Below are 22,944 nucleotides of genomic sequence, written 5' to 3'. Positions count from 1 at the left end.
CTGCGGGGTCTCGATCAAGGGCGGCGGTGGGTGGCTACTGCGTCGGCGGTGGCGTCGAAGGCTTGGGAGGCCAGGGGGTAGTCGCGTTGGGCGACCCCCAAATACAGGGCATCCAGCACGATCATCTGGGCGTGGCGGCCGGCCAGGGCACCGGAGCGGAAGGTGATGTCCTGGGCAGCGGTGACGAGGACGATGTCGGCAGCCTGGGCCAGTGGGGACCGGGGGTAGTTGGTTAGGGCAACGGTGGTGACGCCTTGGGCGGCGGCGCGGGTGAGGGGTTCGATGACCTCGATGGTTTCGCCGCTGTGCGAGATGCCGACCGCCACATCACCCGGGCCGAGCAAGGCAGCGCTGGTCAACGCGTTGTGGACGTCGCTCCAGCTGTTGGCGCCGCGGCCGATTCGGTGCAGGCGGAGTCGCAGTTCGTCGGCGACCGCGGCCGAGCCGGAGACGGCGTACAGGTCGATGCGGCGGGCGTCGGAGATTGCCCGTACAGCGCGACCAAGCGCGTCGACGTCGAGTGCGGCGACGGTGTCTTCGAGCGCTCGGGTGTCGGCATGCAGCAAGGTGCGCAGCACGTCGTCGAGTGAGTCGTCGGGGCCGACCTCGGCGCCGGTGCCGCGTTCCCAGCTGGGGCTGCCGCGACCGGTCTCGGCCGCGAGCCCGAGCCGGAGTTCGGCGTACCCGGACAGACCGAGGGAGACGCAGAATCGCGTCACACTCGGCAGCGACGTACTGCAGCGCGCTGCAAGCTGACCGATCGTCGACGACGCGACCCGGCCCGGATCACGCAGGACCTCAGTCGCGATCCGGGTCTGCGCGGGGCTGAGCACGGGGAGCAGACCACGGATGCGGGTTTCGAGACTCGGCGGTGCGGTGGCAGCGAGAGCAGTCATGTAAATGATTCTCAAGATTGATCAACCACGATTGCACTAGTTCACAGTGGCCGGATTCGGACATTCGGTTGGGATGACAAGGCTCGACGAGACTCGTCACCACACGTCAAGGTCGATCCATGCTGATCCGTCTCGTCGCTGCTCTGACAGCCCTCGTCACTGTGTTGTCACCGGTGCCGTCGTCCGCCGCGCCACAGGCCGGCCTCCCCTACCCCGCGCGGGACGCGTACCGGATCAAGGCGATCCAGCCCGACTTCTGGGCCAACCCGCAGGAGATCGCCGGCAACAACACCGGCGGCGTTGCGATGAACCTGATCTGGCAGACCTGGGAGCCGGCCAGCAAGGCGACGCCGTGTGCGGCGAACGAGCAGGAGTACGACGGCCGCTGTTTCGTCATCGACGCGCAGACCGATGCCGCGATCAAGGACTGGACCGACCGCGGCGTCATCGTTACCGCAGTCGTCTACGGCACCCCCGCGTGGGCCCGCGTCGGCAAACCCTGCTCCCCCGCAGCGCCCGGCTTCGAGCAGTTCTGTACACCGAACAATCCCGCCGACTACGGCCGTTTCGCCGGCATGATCGCGCAGCGGTACGACGGTCTGCACGGGCACGGCCGGATCGCGGACTTCGTGATCGGTAACGAGGTGAACAGCAACATCTGGTTCGACATCGGCTGCGGTCAGGGCACGACGTGCGACAAGACCCGCTGGCTCGACGAGATCGCCGCGAACTACAACGCGGCGTACGACCGGATCGTCGCGGCGCAATCGGCGGCGAAGGTACTGACTTCGATCGACCACCAGTTCGGCAGCGAACTCGAAAGACCCGCCGCGAGTGACGCGACTCTGGCCGGAATGTCAGTACTGCAAGGGCTCGCAGCCCGCGTCGGTTCGCGCACCTGGCGGGTCGCCGCCCACCCGTATGCGAAAGACCTGCGCAGTGAAGTGGTCGGACCCGACGACTACCCGCATGTTACCCACGGCAACGTCGGCGTCCTGCTCGGCTGGCTACAGAAGACTTTCCCGAACACCCCTGCCGCGACGGACGTCCAGCTCACCGAAAGCGGCGTCAATTCGCTGGCGCCGTCGTCACCGGCCAAGCAGGCGGCGGCCGTCTGCAACGTCTTCCGCAACGTCCTCGGAACGCCGGGCATCACGAACTTCGTCTACCACCGACTGGTCGATCATCCCGATGAGACCGGTGCCGGGCTGGCACTAGGGCTGCGCAACACCGACGGCTCCGCCAAGCCGGCCTGGACCACCTGGGCCCTGGCCAACCGCAGCGACCTCACCCCGCCCCAACTCAGCTGCGGCTTCGAGAAGTTGCCCTACACATCCTTGACCCGCGGCTACAACCCGAGCCGCGGCCACTGGGCCTCGTCCCGCGTGCTCCCCGGCGGATTCGCGGCCGAGAACACCTGGCGACTGCTTCGTGAACCGGCCGCCGGCACCGTCCTGCTCTACGAATGCCAGGTCGGCAACCACAACCTGCTGACCCGCGACTCCAGCTGTGAAGGCCTCCGCCCGCTGGGCCCAGTCGGCTACGCCCGTACGGCGCCGTCCCCCGGAAGCACGCCCATCTACCGCTGCTACATCCCGGGGAACGGCGACCACTTCGTCTCCCCCGACCCCAACTGCGAAGGCCAGCGAACCGAGCAGCTACTGGGCCACTCCTTCTAGCCGCGCCGAATCGTGAACTGATCGGTCGAGCCACCCGCCAGCAGTACGTCGATGCCCCCGCTGAGCACGTAGATCCCGGCGGGGGTCACCGCAGCAGTCGTCGGACCTGCGACGGGCCAGGCCTGCACCGACCGCACCACAGCACTCCGATACCCGTCCACACTGGACAGCACGGTCAATTCCTCAACACCAGGAGCGCCCAGCTTGTTGGTGACGGCAACCAGCCGACGATCCGTCGTCATTGCGAGCCCGTCGCCACCGATCAATTTCTTGCCTACGGCAACTTCTGAAATCCGACCGGCCGGAGTGATCCGGAGCAGAGCGCCGGTGTCATAGCGAACCGCCAGCAGGAAGCCGGCCGGATCCCAGACGATGCCGTTCATCCCGATCGAGTCGCTCTTCAGCCGAGCGTCGCGGACCAGCACCGACGCATGGCCCGACCGACCGATCTTGTAGATCGCGTCACCCGCCGGGTCGGCCACATAGGCGTTGCCCACGGCATCGATCGCCAGATCGTTGGCGCCATGCCTGCCGCCCACCGGGTTCAGTCGCTTGGTGTTCAGGTCGATCCGCTGCAGCAACCGCCCGCTCCGCAGGTCGTACACAGCCACCCCGGACTGCTTGTACGCCGTCGCCTCGGACGACCGCTCGCCCGAACCAATATCGGCGTACGTGGCAAGAACGCGATTGCGCCGAGCATCGACATGGAGCCCAAAGGTGGAGATCCCCGGCGCGACGCCGTACGGATGCGGAACGCCGTCGCGGCCGACCACCGAGATCCGGCCGGTGGCGATCGAGCCGATCAGGAAAGCGCGCCGGGACGGATCCCAGGCGATCCCCTCGGGGTAGCGGTCGGGAGTGTGGCCGACCACCGAAACCGGCGACGGTGTAGGCACCGGGCGCGCGCTCGCCGGAGCGGCGGCCGGCGCGGTCAGAGCCAGGACTGCGGCAACAGCCGCGGTGATTCGCAACATCGAAGAACCTTCCCTCGGACGGATACGAACACAGAGACTAATCAGACCTCTGATGCTCGTCAATGCATATATCCCGCAGAGAGTTCGTACGATGGGGAGATGCGGATGTCCTTCGACCAACGGCTCGGTAGTCACCTGAAGCGGGTCGAGCAAGACCTGCAGGCCGCGAAGACGGCTGCGGTGCGGCCGGCCGGGCTGACAGTCCCGCAGTACGCCGCTCTATTCGTGCTGGACGAGCAGCCGGGGATCTCGGGTGCTGAGCTGGCCCGGCGTTGCCTGGTGACGCCGCAGACGATGACGACGATCCTGCGCAACCTGGAGGCGGCCGAGCTGATCGAGCGCACGCCGCACCCACTGCACCGGCACGTCATCGAGACCCGCCCGACTCCGGCCGGCCGGAAGGCGCTGGATCAGGCGGACGAGCGAGCGACCGGCGTCGAGCGCCGGCTGGCCGCTGCGTTCACGGACGAGGAGCTCGACGTACTGCGTGGGCTCCTCGCCCGGGTTTCCGAAACGCTCACGACCGATCCCATTCTGGATCGGTAGAACCTCAGAACAAGGCAGCCATCAACCGGCGACGGGCCTTGCCGACACGCTCGTCCTCGGCGCCGACGACGTCGAACAGCTCCAGCAGGTGCAGGCGAACGACGTTGCGCTCATCCCCCGCGGTCGTCTGGATCGTCTTGATGAGGCGGGCGAACGCGTCCTCGATGTGACCGCCCATCAGGTCGACATCGGCGACCAGCATCTGCGCCTCGACATCGGCCGGGTTGTCGGCGGCGCGCGTGCGGATGTCGGCCGGAGCCTCCTGCGTCCGCTTCACGAGCTGCACCCGCGCGAGACCGGACTTCGCCTCGGCGTCGTTCGGCGTCTCCTTGATGAGCTCCTCGTACGCCGCGATCGCGCCATCGAGGTCACCGGCGCCGACCGCATCCTCCGCCTTGGCGTAGCGCGGGTTCGGCGCGTCCTCCTCCTCAACCGGAGCCTCAGCCGCGGCCGGTCCGACCGGCTCAGCGCGGCCGGAGACGCCGTTCGCGACGGCGACCGTCATCAGCTGGTCGAGGTACTGCCGGGCCTCGGCCTCGCCGAGCGCGCCCTGGAACAGCGGCACGACCTGACCACGCAGTACGGCGATCACCAGCGGCACGGACTGCACGCCGACGGCTTGAGCCAGCTGCGGGTTCGCGTCGATGTCGATCCGGGCCAGCAGGAACTTGCCTGCGAAGTCGGTCGAGAGCTTGGTCAGCACCTCGCCGAGCTCGGCTGCGCCCTGGGCCCGCGGGGACCAGAACTCGACGACCACCGGCACCTGCAGGGACCGCTCGATCACGTCGCTCTGGAACGTCGCCTCACTGACGTTCAGCACGTACGATCCCGCAGCGCCACCACTGGGTGCACCCGCGCCAGGCCCTGGGGCACCAGCAGGTGCTCCGGCCGGACGACGCAGGGCCGACAGATCGATCGCCCCGGGACGGGAGAAGTTGGACTGGCTCACCACTGTCCTCGCATTCCGCTCGCGCCCAGAGGGCGCCCACCGCGTACGTTCACAGGTCTATCCTCTCCGACGCTACTCAAGCGTTGGGCGCCCGGGTAGCCAGGAGTAGTCGGGCCAGGCCGCTCCGCGTCCCCGCGACCGCGATCCGGTCACCACCACGCAGGGGCCGGTCGTACGCCGGAGTCCAGTCCCAGGGCTCGCTGTCACGCTTGTGAGCGAGCACCCGGAGCCCACCGGCCTCATCCAGCTCACCGAGCCGCAGGCCGACCGAAACGGAGCCCGGCTCGACCGCCACCTCGGTCAGCAGCAGCACGCGCCGACCGGCCGGCACAGTGACCTGGCTGCGCCGGTTCGCCGCCGCAGCCGCGATGGCCGGGGCTACCAGCATCGACACCGAGCGACTGTGCCCCAGACCGAGCCGCCGCTCGACCCGCTGGGCCAGGTCGTGGTCGAACATCCGCATCGTGATCCGGGCGTCCGGATTGAGGTCCCGGACCACCATGGCGGACTCAAGGTTGGTGATGTCGCCATCTGTCAGCGCCAGCACGGACTGCGCGCGCTGCACGCCGGCCTGCCGCAGCGTCTCTTCATTGCTGCTGTCACCGATCACCACCGGGATCCGCAACCGATGCGCAGTCTGTACGCCGGGTGCGTCCTCGTCGTGCTCGACACCGACCACCGCGACGCCGCGCTCGGACAGGATCTCCAGCACGCGCGCACCGACCGTACCGAGGCCGCAGACGACCACATGGTTGCGTGGCCGACCACGGACGCCACCGATCACCCGGGACAGGCGCGCACCGATCAGCGAGTCGACGATGACCGCGGTCAGCAGCGCCACCAGCACGATGCCGGTCAGCTGCACGATCACTCCGGCCACCTTGGCCCATGGCGCGGCCTCGGAGAACTTGTCGTCCTCGATCCCGGCCGAGGTCACCGCACCGGCGACCAGGTAGAGCGCACGCAACCAGTCGATCTTGGCGATGTAGTGCGTCAGCACAGTCCCGACGATCACCAGCATGGCCATCACCGCAGCGATCCGCCGGACCCGACGATCCAGCACGTCGCTCAGGGCCATCAGCCACCCAGCCCGCCGTACGTCGCGAGTCCTCCAGACCGTGCGAATCCCAGTACCGAGGACGATGTCGCCACTCGGATCAGCGCTCACCTCTGGTAGCAGCACCGGAGTCGCGGAGGAGGTCGTGTCGGCCAGCACCGTCAGGTGGGGCTCACGGATCAGCTCAGCCTGGCCGGCGACCAGCCGCCGGTCACCGATCTCCAACCAGGTCAGCTCGTCGTCCTCCAGCGCATCCGCCACGAAGGCAGGCGCAGCCAGCGACGGACCGGAGATGACCACGCAGTCGCCGAGCAGGCTGTACATCTGCTTGCCCAGCCGCGGGTTGACCATCTGAACGATGATCCGCAGGCCTGGATCCATGTCGCGGGCAGTCAGCGCGGTGTGCACGTTGTGGACGTCATCGGTGTCCAGCAGTACCAGTGCTCGCGCAGTCGACGCCCCGCCGTCCTTGCCGTCGATGCCGGCCCGGCGCAGCAGCGACTCGCTGATCACCCGGACGCCCATCACGTGCGCGCCGAGCTCACTGATCCGGTCGTAGTGCCGCGACGCCGGGTTGACGATCGCCACGACCTGCTCGCCCGAACTCACCAGCTCGGTGACGACCCGCAGCATGGTCCGGTCCGAACCGCACACCACCACAGCACGACCGTCAGGTGGACCTGCCGCCGCCTGCACGCGGTTCGCCGTACCGGGCTCTGCCTGCCCTCCTTGCGAAGACAGTGCCTCTTCAGAAGCGGGCGGGCTCTCGGTATTCGCCCCACTCGTCCCGAAGAACGTGACAGATTTCCCCCATCGTGGCCTCCGCACGCGCCGCCTCCAGCATGGGCTCGATCAGGTTGCCAGTCCCCCTGGCCGCTTCGACAAGAGTCGCCAGCGTACGCCGTACCAGGTCCTCGTCGCGTCCGGACTTGCGCGCCGAAAGCACCCGGCACTGCTCGATCTCGACCTCGTGGCTGACCCGGAGGATCTCCAGCCCGCCGGAAACGGTCTCGGTGTGGGTGTTCACGCCGACGATCTTCTTCTCGCCCTTCTCGAGCTTCTGCTGGTACTCGAAGGCCGCGTCGGCGATCTCGGCCATGAACCAGCCGTCCTCGATCCCGCGCAGGATCCCGCCGGTCATCGTGCCGTCCGGGCTCAGCTCCTTGATCCGCGCGAAGATCTCCTCGGCCTCGGCCTCGATCTTGTCGGTGAGCGCCTCGACATACCAGGAGCCGCCGAGCGGGTCGGCGACGTTGGTGACGCCGATCTCCTCCATCAGCACCGACTGGGTGCGCAGCGCGATCTCGGCCGACTGGTCGCTCGGCAGCGCCAGCGTCTCGTCGAGCGCATTGGTGTGCAGCGAATTCGTCCCGCCGAGGACCGCAGCGAGAGCTTCAACAGCAGTCCGTACGACGTTCAGTGTCGGCTGCTGGGCGGTCAGCGAGACGCCTGCTGTCTGGGTGTGGAATCGCAGCCACTGGGCCTTGTCCGTCTTGGCGCCGTACACGTCGCGCATCCAGCGGGCCCAGATCCGGCGGCTCGCGCGGAACTTGGCGATCTCCTCGAAGAAGTCCAGATGGCTGTCGAAGAAGAACGACAGACCGGGCGCGAACACGTCGACGTCGAGACCACGGTCAAGGCCCAGTTCGACGTACCCGAAGCCGTCAGCGAGCGTGTACGCGAGCTCCTGGCCGGCCGTCGATCCCGCCTCCCGGATGTGATAGCCGGAGACGCTCAACGGCTTGTACGCCGGGATGTTCGCGGCGCAGTACTCCATCAGGTCGCCGATCAGGCGCAGGTGCGGCTCCGGCGGGAACAGCCACTCCTTCTGCGCGATGTACTCCTTGAAGATGTCGGTCTGCAGGGTGCCGTTGAGCTTGGAGATGTCCGCGCCCTGCCGCTCGGCCGCGACCAGATACATCACGAAGGCCGGGATGGCGGGGCCGGAGATCGTCATCGACGTCGTGACGTCCTCCAGCGGGATGCCCTTGAACAGCCGATCCATGTCGGCGGCCGAATCGATCGCGACACCGCAGTGGCCGACCTCGCCGAGTGCCTTCGGATCGTCGGAGTCCCGGCCCATCAGTGTCGGCATGTCGAAGGCGACGGACAGCCCGCCACCGCCGCCGTTCAGGATCATCTTGTAGCGCTCGTTGGTCTGCTCTGCGTTCCCGAAACCGGCGAACTGCCGGATCGTCCACGGCTTGCCGCGAAACCCGGTCGCATGCAGACCACGCGTGAACGGGAACTCCCCGGGCCAGCCGATCCGCTCCATCCGCGGATCCGTGGCGCCCTCGGGCGGTCCGTAGACGGGCTCGACCTCAGTGCCGGAGAGCGTCGTGAAGTCCGCCTTCCGCTTGCGTGCGGCGTCATACCTCTGCTGCCACCGGCTACGGCCGGCGGCGATCTGCTCGGCGTCCATGTGACCCAAAATACTTGGACGTCCAACTAATTCCAACCGCGCGGTGCCGGTTTCTTGTGAGGTCTGCCAGCTCTTCGTGAGCAGAGTTAGCTGAAGTCCCCGGCGTTCTGCCGCAACGGCTCCAGAACCGACCACAGCATCTTGAGCTGCTCATCGGTCAGCCCCTTGAGCGCAAAGTCGGCCTCGACCAGATCTGCCGTCGCCTGCTCGACCAGCTCGCGACCCTCCGCGGTGATCTCACACAGCACCGCGCGGCCGTCGTCCGGATGCGGAATCCGCAGCACCAGCCCGGCCGCCTCCAGCCGCCGCACGATCGACGTCACCGAGGTCGGATGCACCTGCAGCCGCTCGCCCATCTTCCCCAGCGGCAGCGACCCGCGCCGCGAGAACGTCAGCAGCACGAGCGCCTCGAACCGCGCGAACGTCAGCCCGTGCTTGCGGAGGATGTCATCCAGCTCACCGATCACGATCTGCTGCGCCCGCATCAGCGACGTGACCGCGCGCATCTGCTCGACCGCACCCCAGCGCTGACCCCACTGCCGCGACGCCTCGTCGATCGGATCGAACGGCAACGCCCGTCTCCTCGCCATGAACCGAAGAGTAACCCGACAATTGGAAGCACCATGACGACACACAAGAGCCACGACTTCCCGGAACTCGGCGGTGCCGCTCCCGCCGAGGTTCTGATCACGCTTCGGTTCCAGTGGTATTTCCGGCACGCAACCCGGGCTCGGATCATGTATCGGTCCCTCGGATCGGTGCAGGTGGTGGCCGCTGTGCTGATCGCAATCTCGGTCGCCGTCGACGCCCCACGCTGGCTCGCGCCGGTCCTCGGCGGGGTGATCGCGCTGTCCGAGGGACTCCGGACGCTCTTCGGATTCAAGGACACATATCCAACGTGGACGCGCACGGCGCAGCAGTTGCGCAACGAAGCCTGGCTGTACGCCGCCAAGGCCGGCCGGTACGCCGAAGCGTCCGATCCCGTGCAGTTGCTCGCCGAACGAGTGGTCGCGATCTGCGAAGAGGAAACCTCGGACTGGGAGGCCGCGCTCCGCGCCCGCACGGTGTGAGCTCGCACGGTGTGAGCTCGCACGGTGTGAACGGGGGCGAGCAAAAACTGTCGGCGGGATCTGGCAGGGTCTGCGCATGGGATTGTCAGCGGATTACTACCTCGAACAGCTCAAGGCCGAGTCCGACCGTCTGGGTGAGGTGGCGCGGCTAGGTCTGCAAGCGCCGGTGCCGAGCTGCCCCGGGTGGACAGTCGAGACCGTCGTCGCGCATGTCGCGCAGGTCTACCTGCACAAGATCGAGGTGCTTCGGCTCGGCGCCTTGCCGAAGCCCTGGCCGCCCGCGGGCCTCGACGAGCGCGACACCCTTGAGCTGTTCGACGAGGCGCGGGCCGCGATCGTGGTTGCGTTGGAGCAGGCCGGGACTGCCAAGCAGACCTGGACCTTCAACCCCAACGACAGTACGTCGGCGTTCTGGTTCCGGCGGATGGCGATGGAGACCGTTGTGCACCGGGTCGACGCCGAGCTCGCGCACGACGTGGTGACGCCGATCGCGGCCGAGCTTGCCCTGGACGGGATCGACGAACTGTTGTTCCCCAGCCTCGCCGGGCCGTGGTGGGAGGAAGGCGACACCAAGTTCCCGATCGACGCGACCCTGCGGATCACCTCCGAGGGCCGGTCGTGGACCATCGCTGCCGATGCCACCAGCATCACGGTGACTCAGGGCGCCGAGGGCGAAGCGGCCGCCGAGATCTTCGGTGACCCGGGCTCGGTCTACCTGTGGCTATGGGGCCGCACGAGCGATGACGCCATCCAGATCGCCGGCGCCGCGGACGTCGTACAGGCGTTTCGCGGGCGCCTCACGGAAGCAACTCAGTAGGGCTGTCCTGATGGCGAGGTGCTAGCGAACAGCTCAGTCGTCGGTCCAGTTCCCGCGGTCGCTGTTGAAGATCGACTTCGAGGCGGACGGCGCGGCGGTCGGCGCCGGGCGCGAGTGGTGCACCGGGGCCGAGGTCGTCGTGGTGACCTCCTGGGCCGAGTCCATCCCGATCGGGCCGGTGCCGTCGTCGTCGGAGTCCTCGTCGCTCTGCACGACATCGACGCTCGCCGAGGCCCGCAGGCCGGTCCGCTGGATGACGCGCTGGATGGTGAGGTCGCGGTCGTCGGGCCGGCTGACCCACTTGATCTCGCGGAAACCCTGATCCTGCGCGGCGGACTCGAAGACGAAGTGCCCGTAGCCGAGCATCCGGCCGATGATCGGCTTCTGCAGGGTGATGTCCAGGACCCGCGCGATCGGGGTGGTCGCGACGGTCTGCGAGAAGACGCCACGGATCCGCATCACCCGCATGTTCGTGACCACGAACCGGTCCCGGTGATGGGTCAGGAAGTTCCAGAAGGCATGGGTGAGCAGCACCAGCACGATCGCCAGCAGCACCGGCTGCCCACCGATCGGTGTGGTCGCCATCGCGATCAGCAACGCCGCCGCGAGCACGACCTCGAGCATCGGGACCGTGAAGACGATCCAGTGCTGCCGGACCTCGTCGATGACGACTTCGCCCTCGTCCGAGATGAGGTGCCGCCGCACCTTCGGATCGAACATCCGGAACAGGCCAATTCCGGCCATCCGCTCACTCCTCTGTCACGCGTCTGTGTGACCCCGCTAGCTGACCCACTGTGTGCCCCGTAGAGGGCAAGTGTCCCGCACGATCGCTCGTTACGGGACACTTATACGTGAGATCAGTTGAACAGCGCGGTCAGGAACGTGATGACGCTCCCGAACAGATCGCCGACGCCGGAGAAAGCGCCTCCCACCGCGTCCGCGGCGTTCGTCGGCTGCGTGAAAAGATAGAAGCCAGCAAAGGCGATGAGAGCCCAGATCAACAGCTTCTTCGGCATGTCACCACTCCTCGTTGCAACCACTGGGTCGACTGTGTTGTGAGTTTGTATCACGGACCGTCACGAATTGTCACTGACTGAACACAGCCCACCGCACAATGCTCACCAGCTACAAGCTCCATTGTGTAACGGATCCGGGGGCATGGCACCTGTCGGCGCGCCGCCGTGAGACGTGAATCGCACACAGTGACCGAATAGTGGCACATTTGCCCGAATACGGGACAGTAACCCTCAGTCTCGACCCCGATTACACGGTGTGACAAAAGCTGTTGGAATGTCGCAGTAGGGAGACCTAAATCACAGCGCAGCAATCAGTTCGTCGGCCGCGCTGTACGGATCGGTGTTCCCTTCGGCGACCTTCGCAGCCAGTACGTCGAGCCGCGCGTCCCCATGCAGATGCGCGAACCGCGCCCGCAACGTCGTCATCGCGATCGCCTCGATCTCGTCGCGGGCCCGGGATCGCCGCCGGTCGTCCAGGACGCCGTTGCCGCGCATCCAGGTCAGCCGGTCCTCGATCGCCGTGACGACCTCGTCGATGCCCTCGTTGCGCGACGCCACCGTCTTCAGGATCGGCGGCACCCACGCGCCCTCGGCCCGCTCGGCCAGCGCCAGCATGTTCCGCAGGTCGCGGGTGACGTTCTGGACGCCGTCCCGGTCGGCCTTGTTGACCACGTACAGGTCACCGACCTCGAGGATCCCGGCCTTGGCCGCCTGGATCCCGTCGCCCATCCCCGGCGCCAGCAGCACGATCGTGGTGTCGGCCATCCCGGCGATCTCAACCTCGGACTGCCCGACCCCGACCGTCTCCACGAACACCACGTCGAACCCGGCCGCATCCAGCACCCGCAACGCCTGCGGCGTCGACCACGACAGCCCGCCCAGGTGCCCACGAGACGCCATCGACCGGATGTAAACGCCCTTGTCCAGGGCGTGGTCCTGCATCCGCACGCGATCGCCCAGCAGTGCCCCACCGGAGAACGGCGATGACGGGTCGACCGCCAGGACGGCCACCCGCTTCCCAGTCCCCCGGTACGCCGTCACCAGCGCCGACGTGGACGTGGATTTGCCGACCCCCGGCGAGCCGGTGATTCCGACGATGTGCGCATGACCGGCGTACGGGGAGAGCGCAGCCATCACCTCGCGCAGCATCGGCGACTCGTCCTCGACCAGCGAGATCAGCCGGGCGACGGCCCGGGATTCTCCCTCCCGGGCGCGGTCGACCAGCTCAGCTACAGGCGGGGTGCGTCTAGGCATTACTCCACTCTCGAAATCAACGCCGTGCTACGCGAACAATCAGGGCGTCGCCCTGACCGCCGCCACCACACAGCGCGGCCGCACCAACGCCGCCGCCACGACGACCGAGCTCGAGCGCCAGGTGCAGCACCAGACGAGCGCCCGACATACCGATCGGGTGGCCGAGCGCGATCGCGCCGCCGTTCACGTTGACCTTGCCTGCGTCGACGCCGAGCTCGCTGGTCGACGCGATGCCGACGGAAGCGAACGCCTCGTTGATCTCGATCAGGTCGAGGTCGGACGCCTCGATGCCTTCCTTGCTGCACGCCTTCTTGATGGCGTTGGCCGGCTGGCTCTGCAGGGTCGAGTCCGGGCCGGCGACCGAGCCGTGGGCGCCGATCTCAGCGATCCAGGACAGGCCCAGCTCCTCGGCCTTCGCCTTGCTCATCACGACCACAGCGCAGCCGCCGTCGGAGATCTGCGAAGCCGAACCGGCCGTGATCGTGCCTTCCTTGCCGAACGCCGGACGCAACCGGGCCAGCGTCTCGGCCGACGTGTCGCCGCGAACGCCTTCGTCGCTGTCGATCACGACCGGGTCACCCTTGCGCTGCGGCACCTCGACCGGCACGACCTCGTCGGCGAAGACGCCGTTCTTCCACGCGGCCGCGGCCTGCTGGTGCGAACGAGCGCTGAACTCGTCCTGCTCCTGGCGGGTCATGGCGCCGTTGGCCTGCTCGGTGAGCGCACCCATCGGCCGGTCGGTGAACGCGTCCCACAGCCCGTCGTACGACATCGAGTCGACGAGCGTCGTGTCGCCGTACTTGAAGCCCTCACGGGACTTCGGCAGCAGATGCGGCGCGTTCGTCATCGACTCCATCCCGCCGGCGACGACGACGTCGTACTCGCCGGCGCGGATCAGTTGGTCGGCGAGCGCGATCGCGTTCAAGCCGGACAGACAGACCTTGTTGATGGTGATGGCCGGGACGCCCATCGGGATCCCGCCCTTGACCGCCGCCTGGCGGGCGGTGATCTGACCGCCGCCGGCCTGCAGTACCTGGCCCATGATCACGTACTCGACCTGATCCGGGGCAACCCCGGCCTTATCGAGTGCACCCTTGATCGCGAACCCACCGAGCTCGGCTCCGGTGAAGCCCTTGAGACCGCCCAGCAGCTTCCCGATCGGGGTGCGCGCGCCGGCCACGATGACGCTTTGGTTCCGCGTGTCAGACATATCGTCACGATACCTGCGGGAGTACTGGTACGTGCCTGTCGAACGGGTCACACGAACGACGTCTGGCCACGCCCCGGTCTTAGGGTTACGCGTATGGACGAGCTCTTCGAGGCAATCGATCACGTCGGCATCGCAGTCCCGGACTTCGACGCCGCCGTGCAGCACTACGTCGACGTGTTCGGCATGACGGTCGCGCACGAGGAGATCAACGAGGAGCAAGGCGTTCGCGAAGCGATGCTCTCGGTCGGCACCTCCGGCTCGTCGATCCAGTTGCTCGCACCGCTGTCGGATGCGTCGCCGATCGCCAAGTTCCTCGACAAGCGCGGCCCGGGCATCCAGCAGCTGGCCTATCGGGTCCGCGACATCGACCAGGTCTCCGCCGTCCTGCGCTCGCGCGGGGCCGAACTCCTGTACGACGAACCGCGCCGGGGTACCGCCGGGTCCCGGGTGAACTTCATCCACCCGAAGTCGGCCGGCGGCGTCCTGGTCGAGCTCGTCGAGCCGGTCGGCGAGAAGCAGCACTGAGGACCCCAGCTGTCTTGACGATCCCAGTGTTACGGGTGACCGACAGTCGGTGACGGCACGCTCTGTCCCCTTCAAAGTTGGATTTTGCGGACTACGCTGTCGGAGTGCTGAAGGACAGCGCCACCGACTCTCTGGACGGTGCGCCGACCGGTTTCCACCACGATGCCTTCGTCTACTTCGACGACGAGGAGTTCGTGCGACTGTCGGCCCCGTTCGTTCACGACGGCCTGGCAACGGATGCGGCGATCGTGGCGGTACTCCCGCCGGACCGCATCGCGATGTTGCGCGAGGCCCTCGGAGAATCCGCGGTACGGGTGCGTTTTATCGATATGACAGCGGTGGGGCGCAACCCGGCGCGGCTGATCCCTTTCTGGCGTGACCTGGTTGAGCAGTCGGGCCGCCTCTACGGTCTCAGCGAGTCTGTTTATCCAGGGCGCACGGCGGCCGAGTACGACGAGTCTCTGCTCCACGAGGGTCTGCTGGATCTCGCTTTTGCCGATGATCCTGCGTTTCGCCTGTGCTGTCCGTTCGCCGCGACCACGGGTATTGATCCGACTGCCCACCACTCCGGCGCGGAGGCGTTGGCCGAAAAAACCTTCCGTACGCCGCTGAACGACGTACCGGATCGGGCTGAGCGCTGGGAGTTCGGGCTGGCCGATCTCGGCGACGTCCGGAAGTGGGTGAACGGGCAGGCGTCGTCGCACGGGGTGTCGCGGGACCGGATGGACGACCTCGGGCTGGCGTTGCACGAGATCTGCACGAACAGCATCCGCTTCGGCGGCGGCCGCGGCGCACTGTCGGTCTGGATCGAGAACGGTTCGCTGATCTGCGACGTCGCCGACCACGGCCGGATCGACAATCTGCTCGTCGGCCGGGTGATGCCGCCACTGGACGGTCTCGGCGGCCGCGGTGTCTGGCTGGCCAACCAGCTCTGCGATCTGGCCCAGCTGCGATCGGGCGACGGTTTCACCCAGGTCCGGCTGTCCACGCGTCTGCGCTGAAGGGCTTGGGGTAAGACCACTGACAACGGTGGACTGGAAAAGTGACGGTGGTCTCACCGGCCCCGAACTGTGTCACAACGCACAGCCCCGGGGGCATACTCAGCGGTAACGTCCGCTCACCAGTCCGCTCCTTGCAGGAGGTACGACGTGAAGCAGATCCTCGATGCGATCCTCGCCGGCGACAGTGCGGCGGTAGGCGGGCTCGACGTACCCGACCACTACCGCGGCATCACCGTGCATGCCGATGACGTGGACATGTTCGAGGGTCTGGAGACGAAGGAGAAGGACCCGCGCAAGAGCCTGCATCTGGACGATGTCCCGACGCCTGAGCTCGGCCCGGGCGAGGCGCTGGTCGCGGTGATGGCAAGCGCGATCAACTACAACACGGTCTGGACGTCGATCTTCGAGCCGGTCTCGACGTTCTCGTTCCTCAAGCGGTACGGGAAGCTGTCGCCGCTGACCGCCCGCCACGACCTGCCGTACCACGTGGTCGGCTCCGACCTGGCCGGCGTCGTCCTGCGCACCGGTCCCGGCGTGAACGCCTGGAAGCCCGGTGACGAGGTCGTCGCGCACTGCCTGTCGGTCGAGCTGGAATCACCCGACGGCCACAACGACACGATGATGGACTCCGAGCAGCGGATCTGGGGTTTCGAGACCAACTTCGGCGGCCTCGCCGAGATCGCGCTCGTGAAGTCCAACCAGCTGATGCCGAAGCCCGCCCACCTCACGTGGGAGGAGGCCGCATCCCCCGGGCTGGTGAACAGTACGGCGTACCGGCAGCTCGTCTCGCCGAACGGCGCGAACATGAAGCAGGGCGACGTCGTACTGGTCTGGGGTGCGTCTGGCGGCCTCGGGTCGTATGCGACGCAGTTCGCCCTGAACGGTGGCGCACTCCCCGTCTGCGTGGTCTCGTCACCCGAGAAGGCCGAGATCTGCCGCGCGATGGGCGCGGAGCTGATCATCGACCGCTCCGCCGAGGGCTACAAGTTCTGGAAGGACCCGTCGACCCAGGACCCGAAGGAGTGGAAGCGCCTCGGCGCCCGCATCCGTGAACTGACCGGCGGCGACGACCCCGACATCGTCTTCGAGCACCCCGGCCGCGAGACCTTCGGCGCCTCGGTGTTCGTCGCCCGCAAGGGCGGCACGATCGTCACCTGCGCCTCGACGTCCGGCTACATGCACGAGTACGACAACCGCTACCTCTGGATGAACCTGAAGCGCATCGTCGGCTCGCACTTCGCCAACTACCGCGAAGCCTGGGAAGCCAACCGCCTGATCGCCAAAGGCATGGTGCACCCGACACTCAGCCGCGTCTACTCCCTCGAGGACACCGCCCAGGCCGCGTACGACGTCCACCACAACCTTCACCAGGGCAAGGTCGGCGTACTGACCCTGGCGCCCACCGAAGGCCTCGGCGTCCGCGACCCCGAGCTCCGCGCCAAGCACCAGCAGGCGATCGACCGCTTCCGCGATCGCTGAGTCGCGATCGCTGAGTCGCGATCGCTGAGCGGTTCATCTGTCCGGGGCCCGATTGGCTGGTCGGGGCTCTCGTCTGACAGGCTTAAGGTGGGGGATTCAGCTTGAGCCGCCTGAAGGGAAACTCAGGAATGCCTGACGAGTCGAGCCTGCCGTTCTTCGACCGCACTGCCACCGCGGCCGGAGGATTCCCGGTCAGTCGAAAGGGCTACGACAAGCAAGCCGTGGACGATTACGTCCGCGCCCTGGAGATGCAGCTTGTCGAGGTCCGCACGCGGGCCGACGAGCTGCAGGGCAGCGTTGCCCCGCTGCAACGGCAGCTCGAGGAGAACCGCCGCCAGCTAGAGGCCAGCGCCAACCCGTCGTACGCCGGTCTGGGTGACCGGGCCGCGCAGATCCTGCGGCTCGCCCAGGACCAGGCGCAGGAAGCGCTCGAGGAGGCTCGCCGCGAGGCCGAGGAGCTGCGGACGACTGCCACCAAGGAGGCCGCTGCCCAGCGCGCCACCGGCGAGCGGGAGGCGGAGGACATCCGCACGGTTGCGCTCAACGAGTCCGACAGCATTCGCCGTACGGCGGAAGGCGATGCGGCTGAGTTGCGTCGTACGGCGGAGACCGAGGGTTCCGAGGTGCTCGCGGCTGCTCGCCGGAAGGCCGAGCAGCTGACGCTCACCGCGGAGTCGCAGTCCAGCACGCTGAAGAACGGCGCGCTGCACGAGGCCGAGAAGATCCGCACCGCGATCCAGCGCGAGTCGGCCGCCCTGCGCGCCCGGCTGGCCGATGAGCGGGAGCAGCAGGCCAAGGAACTGGCGGACAAGCACCAGGCGATCGCGGCCGACACCGAGAACCTGACCACCCAGATGAAGGAGGCCGCCGAGGCCTCCGAGCGCCGGGTGGCCGAGGCGACCGAGCAGGCCCGCAAGATCCGCGCCGAGGCCGAGGAGTCCGCCGAGCGGACCCTGAGCCGGACCCGCCGCGAGGCCGAGCAGGTGCTGAGCACGGCCCGCACCCGCGCGGAGTCCGAGCTGGCCAACGCTGCCGACGAGGCCGAGCGTTCGCGCACGATCGTGGCCCGCGAGACCGAGCGGCTCGCCAAGCGCCGCGACGGCATCCTGACCCAGATCGCCGGCCTGAACGAGATCGCCAGCAACATCGCCCGCCAGGCGGCCGAGCTCGACTCCGAGACCGCGTCCGCCACGCCGTACGTGAATCCGTTCAGCCGTCCGGAGTCCCCGAGCACCGCCGGCCTGACCCCGGCCCCGGCTTCTCCTTCGACTTCTTCGGCCCCTTCGTCGACTCCTGACGGTGGCGCGAGCAGCTTCACGCCGTCGGCCGACGGCTATGCACCGACCGGTACGTCGCGTTCCACGGAGCGCCCGTTCGGCTCGCCGGAGTCCTCGTTCAGCTCGTCGGAGAAAGAGTCCACGGGTGACAGCCCGTTCGCGCCGAAGCCGCCGACCACCGGCAACGCTTTCGGCGCCGGTACGGCGGCCGCGGGGCCGGCGATTGATGACGCTGGCCCGTTCACCGGTTCGAGCCCGTTCGTGGGATCGGACGCAGGTCCGGCCCGGGTCGACGAGACCCGGATCGACTCGGGGCTGCGGGTGGACCCGGCGCTTGCCGACAAGCTGAGCAGCAAGTCCGCCGGTGGGCCGGCTGTTTCTGCTGCTGACGACGACGAGCCGGTCGACTCGACGAGGATCGACGAGTTCCGCCTGGATGACCTCACGGCGCCGCAGACTTCGGTGAACGACGAGAAGACGCGATCCCCGAAGGACACGATGTGACGCCATCCGGCGACGACAACTCGACAGCGACCCCCTCTGAGCAGGAGCTAGCCGCGGCCACCCGCGAGGCTCAAGCGGCCGCCGCGCACGCCGAAGCCGCGGCCGAGCACGCAGAGAAATCCGCTGGCGAGGCCGAGGAATCCGCTGATGAGGCGGACGACTCGGCTGACCAGGCCGACGGCTCCGCGACCAAGGCCGAACTGGCCGCCGTACAGGCTGCTGCCGCAGCGTCGGCGTCGGACGAGTCCGACGAACTGGCTGCCGGTCTCCTGATCGACGAGCGGCACCCTGACGAGGGCATGGGCCGTCCCGGCCCGCCGATCCAGCGATCGAACCCGTTCGTCTTCGGGTTCTTCGCGGCGCTCGGCGTACTGGTCGCGTGGGGGATGTGGAACGCCCTCGGTCACGCGCGGTCGGTGCTGATCCTGCTGGTGGTCTCGATGTTCATCGCGGTCGGCCTGAACCCGCTGGTCGAGTGGTTCATGCGCCGCGGCCTGAAGCGCGGCATGTCGGTCGCCGTCGTTTTCCTGCTGATGATCCTCGCCGTGGCCGGCGTCGGCTTCGCGATCGTCCCGGTCGTCACCGACCAGATCGACGGCCTGATCAAGAACGCCCCGCAATGGCTCGATCTGCTGCAGAAGTCGAAGACGCTCGACCGGCTCGACGAGAAGTATCACTACATCCAGAAGGCCCAGGAGTACATCCAGGACCCGGCGCTCGCCCAGAAGGCGTTCGGCGGCATCCTCGGCGTCGGCAAGGTCGTCGCGGGCGCGCTCTTCAACACCTTCACGATCCTCATCCTGACCCTGTACTTCCTGGCCTCCCTCCCCACCGTGAAGCGCGCGGCCTACAGCCTCGTCCCCCGCACCCGCCGCAACCGCGTCTCGATCCTCGGCGACGAGGTCCTCACCCGCGTCGGCGGCTACGTCAGCGGCCAGTTCACCGTCGCCCTGTGCGCCGGCGTCTTCATGTTCATCTTCCTGGAGATCGTCGGCCTGCGTGAGTACGCCGTCGCCCTCGCGATCGTCGTCATGTTCACCGCCTTCATCCCGATGGTCGGTGGCCTGATCGGCGTCGTCGTCGTCGCCCTGATCGGCTTCACCGACGGCCTCTGGGTAGGCCTTGCCTGCCTCATCTACGGCATCGTCTACCAGCAGATCGAGAACTACGTCGTAGCCCCCCGCATCATGCGCCGAGCCGTCGACATCCCCGGCGCCGTCACCGTCATCGCAGCCCTTCTGGGCGGTGCCCTCCTCGGCGTCGTCGGCGCCCTCCTGGCCATCCCGTCAGCCGCCGCCATCCTCCTGATCATCCGCGAAGTCTGGGTCCGCAAAGCCGACGCTTCCTGAGCAAGGCCGGGGATGGGCATCACTCGTCCCCGGCCGTCAGATTCCCTGCCGTCAGATTTCCCTCGCCCGTCAGAACGGCGGCGGATCCGAGGAACTGGTTCGCACAGCCGGCTGAGGTCGGCTGCGCTGAATCGGACCACGGGCCGGTGGGACTGTGGTGTAGCGGTGACCGGTCGGCGTGATCAGGGTGACCGAACCGTCTGGGTGGTTGTCGGTCTGCCAGCCCCAGTCGGGGGTGTCCTTGATGACGTGGTGGTACTCGCAGTACGGCGCCAGCCCGGCCAAACTCGTCGTACCGGAGACTGCGAACCGGGTGCCGTGGTCGCGGTCGCATTCCCGTGAGGCACGGTTGCAGCCTGGCCAGGCGCAGACCGGGTGTCGGGCGAGCAAGGTCTCGCTGACGAGCGAGCCGGGGTCGTGTCTGGTGGTTGAGGCTTCCAGAACGACTCCGTTGATGGGGTCGGTGAGGAGCCGCCGCCAGGTGCCGTCTTCGGCAATCCGACGGCCCATATCGGCAGGGATGGGCCCGTAGCCGGATAGCTCGCAGGGGTCGTCGTCCACACCAAGCAAGGTGCTCGCTGGGATGACTACCTCGATATGCGGACGTCTGCGGTGCTGGTCGGGCAGTCGTCGCCCGAGCCAGTCGAGGCCGTTGTGGAGCATGTGCTCGAAGACATCGGCCACTACATCTGCTCGCCGCTGCTCTGCTGTGCGCTGCTCGCGCTTTCGCTGCTGACCCGTGGACTTGCTGCTCGTATCGGCGCCGGCATTGGGATCGGCATCGGCATCGGCATCGGCATCGGCATCGGCATCGGCATCGGCATCGGCAAGATCATTGCCCACAGCATCATTTCGCACGGCGTCGTCGGCAGTTGTCCTGTTCGTATCGACCGGATCAGCGGCAGCGGGCCTGGGGGCAGCGTCAGCACTGGGGGCAGCATGAGCGATTGCTTCGGCATCGTTGGCGCGCTCGGCGTTGGCGGCGCGCTTGGCAAGGTCTGCCATCGCCTGGACAACAACCCAGATCTGCTGGATCTTGTCGGCCGTGTGAACGACCCACAAACCTGCCATGCCTCCGGCCAGAGGAACGATCTTGCAGGTGCGCTCGCGCACGGCGTCGCGGTGCTCGTCGGCTTGCTTCGCAGCGGCATGTTTGGCGACCTGCTGACGCAGAGACCTGCGCAGGTTGGCGTGGGTCTGGGACGACGCACGTCGCAGCACATGAGCCTCAACCTCCTGCGCCGACTTATCGGACAACGACCGGGTCGATTCCGAGATCGCTAATGCCCTCGACCATGACAATGCACCGGTCCGAAGCGCGGTATGAGTTGCAGCGAGCGGACCTGTCAGGTGCAGCGCGGTCTCGATATGCCGGACGGCGGTGTCTGCCGACAACTGCAGTGCGGCTCCGACCTCAGCAGCCCACGACCGCTCTGGGTCCACGGGACGACCGGTCGAATCGACTTGGGCCGGCCGCGGCATCTCGGCGTACTGGGCCTTGCGCTGCCGGAAGAACGACGCCATTGCAGCAGCCTTGATCGATTCGGCCCAGGAAGCCATCCTGGCCGCTGCCTTCATCAGCTCGATCAGTGCGGTCGGTGTCTGTGCCTGCGGCTGCACCGGCTCCAATGCCGCGGCGAGCTCACCACCCGGGGGCAGGAAAACCCAAGCTGGTGCGGTACGGCGCAGCATCTCCAGCTCCGCCTCATCCTGATCAACGCCGGCCCAGAGCTCCCACTCGAGCTCGTCCACCTTGTTCGCCTGGAACGGGACGTCGAGCAGGTCCTCCAGACTCAGAACCATCGGCCGGTCAGGGTCATCCGGGTCGTACAGATCGTCTGGCGGTGGCGAGTCCGGCGCATCGGGCCATTGCTCGGGCAGCGGATCGAGATCGGGCTGCCCGGCGAGATAGCCGGCGAGCAGCTCCTCGTCCGAAAGGCAGATCGATCGGGTTTCCATGGAGCAATATTAGAACACCCGTTCGATTGATCCAAATCGGGCAGGTTGCTCTGAGTGTGATGCCACAGGACAGCAGCGACGTTCTATGTCAGGACAGCGGTGACAGTTGGTGCGTCAGGACATCGGCGATGGTTGGGGTGAGGCGCCTCGGTCGTCGCGGTGATCTGCCGGCGGTGAGGGGTGTGATGCGGCCGGTAGTCCTTGATGGGGGCGTTTGGTGTTCTAGATGTGGTCGAAGGCGTCGACCTGGGTCTGCAGCTGTTTGTCGAGGATGTGGGTGGTACCTGATCCGTCGACATAGCCACGCTGCCCGTGGTCCAGCCACCCGACTCGTCCCGCGCGGTGACCGCGAGCACCTTGCCGGAGAAGACCGTGCTGGCGTTCGCAATCACGACCGGCAGCTTGGTCACGTCGTACGCATAACCCTGCTGGATGACTTCGGTTTTCCGTTCGACGGCCGCGCCGAGAAGTCGTCGCCCGATCGCAGCGCCCGGACGCCGACCACACCACCGACCACCACGATCACCACCACAGCCGCCACCGCCACAAACCGGGGCTTCTGTGCGCGGATTCTCCGATTCAGATCATCGTTAGCCATGTGGATCCTCCGTAGCGGATGATGCCTGCTTCATCGGAGGCGGGGCACAAGAATGACAAATTCTGCAGCAACCTGCAGAACATTGGCTTTACGGAGCAGGGAGTTTGGTGAGCTCCGGAGTCGGCGCCGAAGAGAACGCGGCGGCTCGGGGATAGCCGGCTAGGCAGCCTCGGGTGGTGAGAAGGGCTGTGTAGTAGTCGATGTGGCGGAAGCCGTGTTCGCCGCGGGCGAAAGGTTGATGGCGAATGGCGGAGATCCAGCGGTAGAAGGCTTCGTCGGGGATGGGGACATACAAGGTGGGGTGGAAGCCGTCCATGTCTTGCCAGTTCTCGGTGTGCAGGAGGGTGCGGACGGGGTGGCGC

General features: G+C 67.3%; 21 protein-coding genes and 1 pseudogene. 9 read left to right on the top strand and 13 right to left on the bottom strand.

From position 1 onward, the window contains the following. Nucleotides 1–14: 14 nt before the first annotated feature. Nucleotides 15–896 carry a MurR/RpiR family transcriptional regulator gene (locus E1263_RS34020; protein WP_132174979.1) on the bottom strand — a complete coding sequence of 294 codons (882 nt, stop codon included), beginning with the start codon at nt 894–896 and terminating at the stop codon, nt 15–17. Between the two features lie 119 nt (nt 897–1,015). Between E1263_RS34020 and E1263_RS34015 the strand changes: the two genes are divergently transcribed. Further along, complete coding sequence (locus tag E1263_RS34015) at nt 1,016–2,575, top strand: DUF5722 domain-containing protein (protein WP_202869184.1); 1,560 nt, start codon at nt 1,016–1,018, stop codon at nt 2,573–2,575. Here E1263_RS34015 and E1263_RS34010 read toward each other — a convergent pair. Continuing rightward, nucleotides 2,572–3,549 (bottom strand): hypothetical protein, encoded by a 978-nt coding sequence (locus tag E1263_RS34010; protein ID WP_132174977.1) that lies wholly within the window; start codon nt 3,547–3,549, stop codon nt 2,572–2,574. The two genes, E1263_RS34015 and E1263_RS34010, sit on opposite strands and share 4 nt — an antisense overlap. Before the next feature lie 99 nt (nt 3,550–3,648). On the opposite strand from E1263_RS34010, the gene E1263_RS34005 reads away from it, so the two are divergent. Next, complete coding sequence (locus tag E1263_RS34005) at nt 3,649–4,095, top strand: MarR family winged helix-turn-helix transcriptional regulator (RefSeq protein ID WP_202869183.1); 447 nt, start codon at nt 3,649–3,651, stop codon at nt 4,093–4,095. A 4-nt stretch (nt 4,096–4,099) separates the two neighbouring features. Here E1263_RS34005 and E1263_RS34000 read toward each other — a convergent pair whose 3' ends face one another. The 4 genes from E1263_RS34000 to E1263_RS33985 form a co-directional block, all read right to left on the bottom strand. Further along, complete coding sequence (locus E1263_RS34000; RefSeq protein WP_132174975.1) at nt 4,100–5,044, bottom strand: tetratricopeptide repeat protein; 945 nt, start codon at nt 5,042–5,044, stop codon at nt 4,100–4,102. A gap of 76 nt (nt 5,045–5,120) precedes the next feature. Beyond that, the gene (locus E1263_RS33995) at nt 5,121–6,755 is read right to left on the bottom strand and encodes an NAD-binding protein (protein ID WP_420323402.1); all 1,635 of its coding nucleotides are present in this window, start codon (nt 6,753–6,755) and stop codon (nt 5,121–5,123) included. A 94-nt stretch (nt 6,756–6,849) separates the two neighbouring features. Continuing rightward, the gene (locus E1263_RS33990) at nt 6,850–8,523 is read right to left on the bottom strand and encodes a coenzyme B12-dependent isobutyryl-CoA mutase large subunit (RefSeq protein WP_132174971.1); all 1,674 of its coding nucleotides are present in this window, start codon (nt 8,521–8,523) and stop codon (nt 6,850–6,852) included. A gap of 86 nt (nt 8,524–8,609) precedes the next feature. Then, nucleotides 8,610–9,113 carry a MarR family winged helix-turn-helix transcriptional regulator gene (locus E1263_RS33985; RefSeq protein WP_132174969.1) on the bottom strand — a complete coding sequence of 168 codons (504 nt, stop codon included), beginning with the start codon at nt 9,111–9,113 and terminating at the stop codon, nt 8,610–8,612. 33 nt (nt 9,114–9,146) lie between these two features. On the opposite strand from E1263_RS33985, the gene E1263_RS33980 reads away from it, so the two are divergent. Continuing rightward, a complete protein-coding gene (locus E1263_RS33980) occupies nt 9,147–9,593 on the top strand; it encodes a DUF4231 domain-containing protein (RefSeq protein WP_132174967.1) in 447 nt (148 codons plus the stop codon). A 76-nt stretch (nt 9,594–9,669) separates the two neighbouring features. Continuing rightward, nucleotides 9,670–10,410 carry a maleylpyruvate isomerase family mycothiol-dependent enzyme gene (locus E1263_RS33975; protein WP_132174965.1) on the top strand — a complete coding sequence of 247 codons (741 nt, stop codon included), beginning with the start codon at nt 9,670–9,672 and terminating at the stop codon, nt 10,408–10,410. A 33-nt stretch (nt 10,411–10,443) separates the two neighbouring features. Here E1263_RS33975 and E1263_RS33970 read toward each other — a convergent pair whose 3' ends face one another. The 4 genes from E1263_RS33970 to E1263_RS33960 form a co-directional block, all read right to left on the bottom strand. Continuing rightward, nucleotides 10,444–11,154, bottom strand: a complete 711-nt coding sequence (locus E1263_RS33970) for a PH domain-containing protein (protein ID WP_132174963.1) — start codon at nt 11,152–11,154, stop codon at nt 10,444–10,446. Nucleotides 11,155–11,267: 113 nt separating this feature from the next. Further along, nucleotides 11,268–11,426, bottom strand: coding sequence for a hypothetical protein (locus tag E1263_RS42945; RefSeq protein WP_165956841.1), 159 nt, complete (start codon nt 11,424–11,426; stop codon nt 11,268–11,270). 297 nt (nt 11,427–11,723) lie between these two features. Then, nucleotides 11,724–12,680 carry a methylmalonyl Co-A mutase-associated GTPase MeaB gene (gene meaB, locus E1263_RS33965; RefSeq protein WP_132174961.1) on the bottom strand — a complete coding sequence of 319 codons (957 nt, stop codon included), beginning with the start codon at nt 12,678–12,680 and terminating at the stop codon, nt 11,724–11,726. A 16-nt stretch (nt 12,681–12,696) separates the two neighbouring features. Beyond that, complete coding sequence (locus tag E1263_RS33960) at nt 12,697–13,890, bottom strand: acetyl-CoA C-acetyltransferase (protein ID WP_132174959.1); 1,194 nt, start codon at nt 13,888–13,890, stop codon at nt 12,697–12,699. Nucleotides 13,891–13,983: 93 nt separating this feature from the next. Between E1263_RS33960 and mce the strand changes: the two genes are divergently transcribed. The 5 genes from mce (at nt 13,984) to E1263_RS33935 (ending at nt 20,025) form a co-directional block, all read left to right on the top strand. Then, on the top strand, nt 13,984–14,415 hold the full coding sequence (gene mce, locus E1263_RS33955) for a methylmalonyl-CoA epimerase (RefSeq protein WP_132174957.1): 432 nt from the start codon (nt 13,984–13,986) through the stop codon (nt 14,413–14,415). 104 nt (nt 14,416–14,519) lie between these two features. Continuing rightward, nucleotides 14,520–15,416: a sensor histidine kinase gene (locus E1263_RS33950; RefSeq protein ID WP_132174955.1), complete on the top strand. Its 897-nt coding sequence runs from the start codon at nt 14,520–14,522 to the stop codon at nt 15,414–15,416. A 147-nt stretch (nt 15,417–15,563) separates the two neighbouring features. Beyond that, nucleotides 15,564–16,895, top strand: coding sequence for a crotonyl-CoA carboxylase/reductase (ccrA, locus tag E1263_RS33945; protein ID WP_132174953.1), 1,332 nt, complete (start codon nt 15,564–15,566; stop codon nt 16,893–16,895). Nucleotides 16,896–17,023: 128 nt separating this feature from the next. Further along, nucleotides 17,024–18,676, top strand: a complete 1,653-nt coding sequence (locus tag E1263_RS33940; RefSeq protein ID WP_132174951.1) for a coiled-coil domain-containing protein — start codon at nt 17,024–17,026, stop codon at nt 18,674–18,676. After that, the gene (locus E1263_RS33935) at nt 18,673–20,025 is read left to right on the top strand and encodes an AI-2E family transporter (RefSeq protein ID WP_132174949.1); all 1,353 of its coding nucleotides are present in this window, start codon (nt 18,673–18,675) and stop codon (nt 20,023–20,025) included. The genes E1263_RS33940 and E1263_RS33935 overlap by 4 nt, the downstream gene beginning before the upstream one ends. A gap of 69 nt (nt 20,026–20,094) precedes the next feature. Here E1263_RS33935 and E1263_RS33930 read toward each other — a convergent pair whose 3' ends face one another. The 3 genes and pseudogenes from E1263_RS33930 to E1263_RS33920 all read right to left on the bottom strand — a co-directional run. Next, nucleotides 20,095–21,984, bottom strand: a complete 1,890-nt coding sequence (locus tag E1263_RS33930) for a DUF222 domain-containing protein (RefSeq protein WP_132174947.1) — start codon at nt 21,982–21,984, stop codon at nt 20,095–20,097. A gap of 406 nt (nt 21,985–22,390) precedes the next feature. Further along, the gene (locus tag E1263_RS33925) at nt 22,391–22,582 is read right to left on the bottom strand and encodes a hypothetical protein (protein WP_132174945.1); all 192 of its coding nucleotides are present in this window, start codon (nt 22,580–22,582) and stop codon (nt 22,391–22,393) included. 88 nt (nt 22,583–22,670) lie between these two features. Then, a pseudogene (locus E1263_RS33920) lies at nt 22,671–22,944 on the bottom strand (PIG-L family deacetylase); the annotation flags it as partial.

Source organism: Kribbella antibiotica, from assembly GCF_004349055.1.
Lineage (GTDB): Bacteria > Actinomycetota > Actinomycetes > Propionibacteriales > Kribbellaceae > Kribbella > Kribbella antibiotica.
Note: the sequence above shows the minus strand (reverse complement) of the source record. Positions and strands in the feature narration are given on the sequence as shown.

What these genes read in the sequence shown, in the direction of transcription:
- E1263_RS34020 (WP_132174979.1), bottom strand. Translation starts at nt 896, where the DNA reads ATGACTGCTCTCGCTGCCACCGCACCGCCGAGTCTCGAAACCCGCATC.
- E1263_RS34015 (WP_202869184.1), top strand. Translation starts at nt 1,016, where the DNA reads ATGCTGATCCGTCTCGTCGCTGCTCTGACAGCCCTCGTCACTGTGTTG.
- E1263_RS34010 (WP_132174977.1), bottom strand. Translation starts at nt 3,549, where the DNA reads ATGTTGCGAATCACCGCGGCTGTTGCCGCAGTCCTGGCTCTGACCGCG.
- E1263_RS34005 (WP_202869183.1), top strand. Translation starts at nt 3,649, where the DNA reads ATGCGGATGTCCTTCGACCAACGGCTCGGTAGTCACCTGAAGCGGGTC.
- E1263_RS33990 (WP_132174971.1), bottom strand. Translation starts at nt 8,523, where the DNA reads ATGGACGCCGAGCAGATCGCCGCCGGCCGTAGCCGGTGGCAGCAGAGG.
- E1263_RS33985 (WP_132174969.1), bottom strand. Translation starts at nt 9,113, where the DNA reads ATGGCGAGGAGACGGGCGTTGCCGTTCGATCCGATCGACGAGGCGTCG.
- E1263_RS33980 (WP_132174967.1), top strand. Translation starts at nt 9,147, where the DNA reads ATGACGACACACAAGAGCCACGACTTCCCGGAACTCGGCGGTGCCGCT.
- E1263_RS33975 (WP_132174965.1), top strand. Translation starts at nt 9,670, where the DNA reads ATGGGATTGTCAGCGGATTACTACCTCGAACAGCTCAAGGCCGAGTCC.
- E1263_RS33970 (WP_132174963.1), bottom strand. Translation starts at nt 11,154, where the DNA reads ATGGCCGGAATTGGCCTGTTCCGGATGTTCGATCCGAAGGTGCGGCGG.
- E1263_RS42945 (WP_165956841.1), bottom strand. Translation starts at nt 11,426, where the DNA reads ATGCCGAAGAAGCTGTTGATCTGGGCTCTCATCGCCTTTGCTGGCTTC.
- meaB (WP_132174961.1), bottom strand. Translation starts at nt 12,680, where the DNA reads ATGCCTAGACGCACCCCGCCTGTAGCTGAGCTGGTCGACCGCGCCCGG.
- E1263_RS33960 (WP_132174959.1), bottom strand. Translation starts at nt 13,890, where the DNA reads ATGTCTGACACGCGGAACCAAAGCGTCATCGTGGCCGGCGCGCGCACC.
- mce (WP_132174957.1), top strand. Translation starts at nt 13,984, where the DNA reads ATGGACGAGCTCTTCGAGGCAATCGATCACGTCGGCATCGCAGTCCCG.
- E1263_RS33940 (WP_132174951.1), top strand. Translation starts at nt 17,024, where the DNA reads ATGCCTGACGAGTCGAGCCTGCCGTTCTTCGACCGCACTGCCACCGCG.
- E1263_RS33930 (WP_132174947.1), bottom strand. Translation starts at nt 21,984, where the DNA reads ATGGAAACCCGATCGATCTGCCTTTCGGACGAGGAGCTGCTCGCCGGC.
- E1263_RS33925 (WP_132174945.1), bottom strand. Translation starts at nt 22,582, where the DNA reads ATGGCTAACGATGATCTGAATCGGAGAATCCGCGCACAGAAGCCCCGG.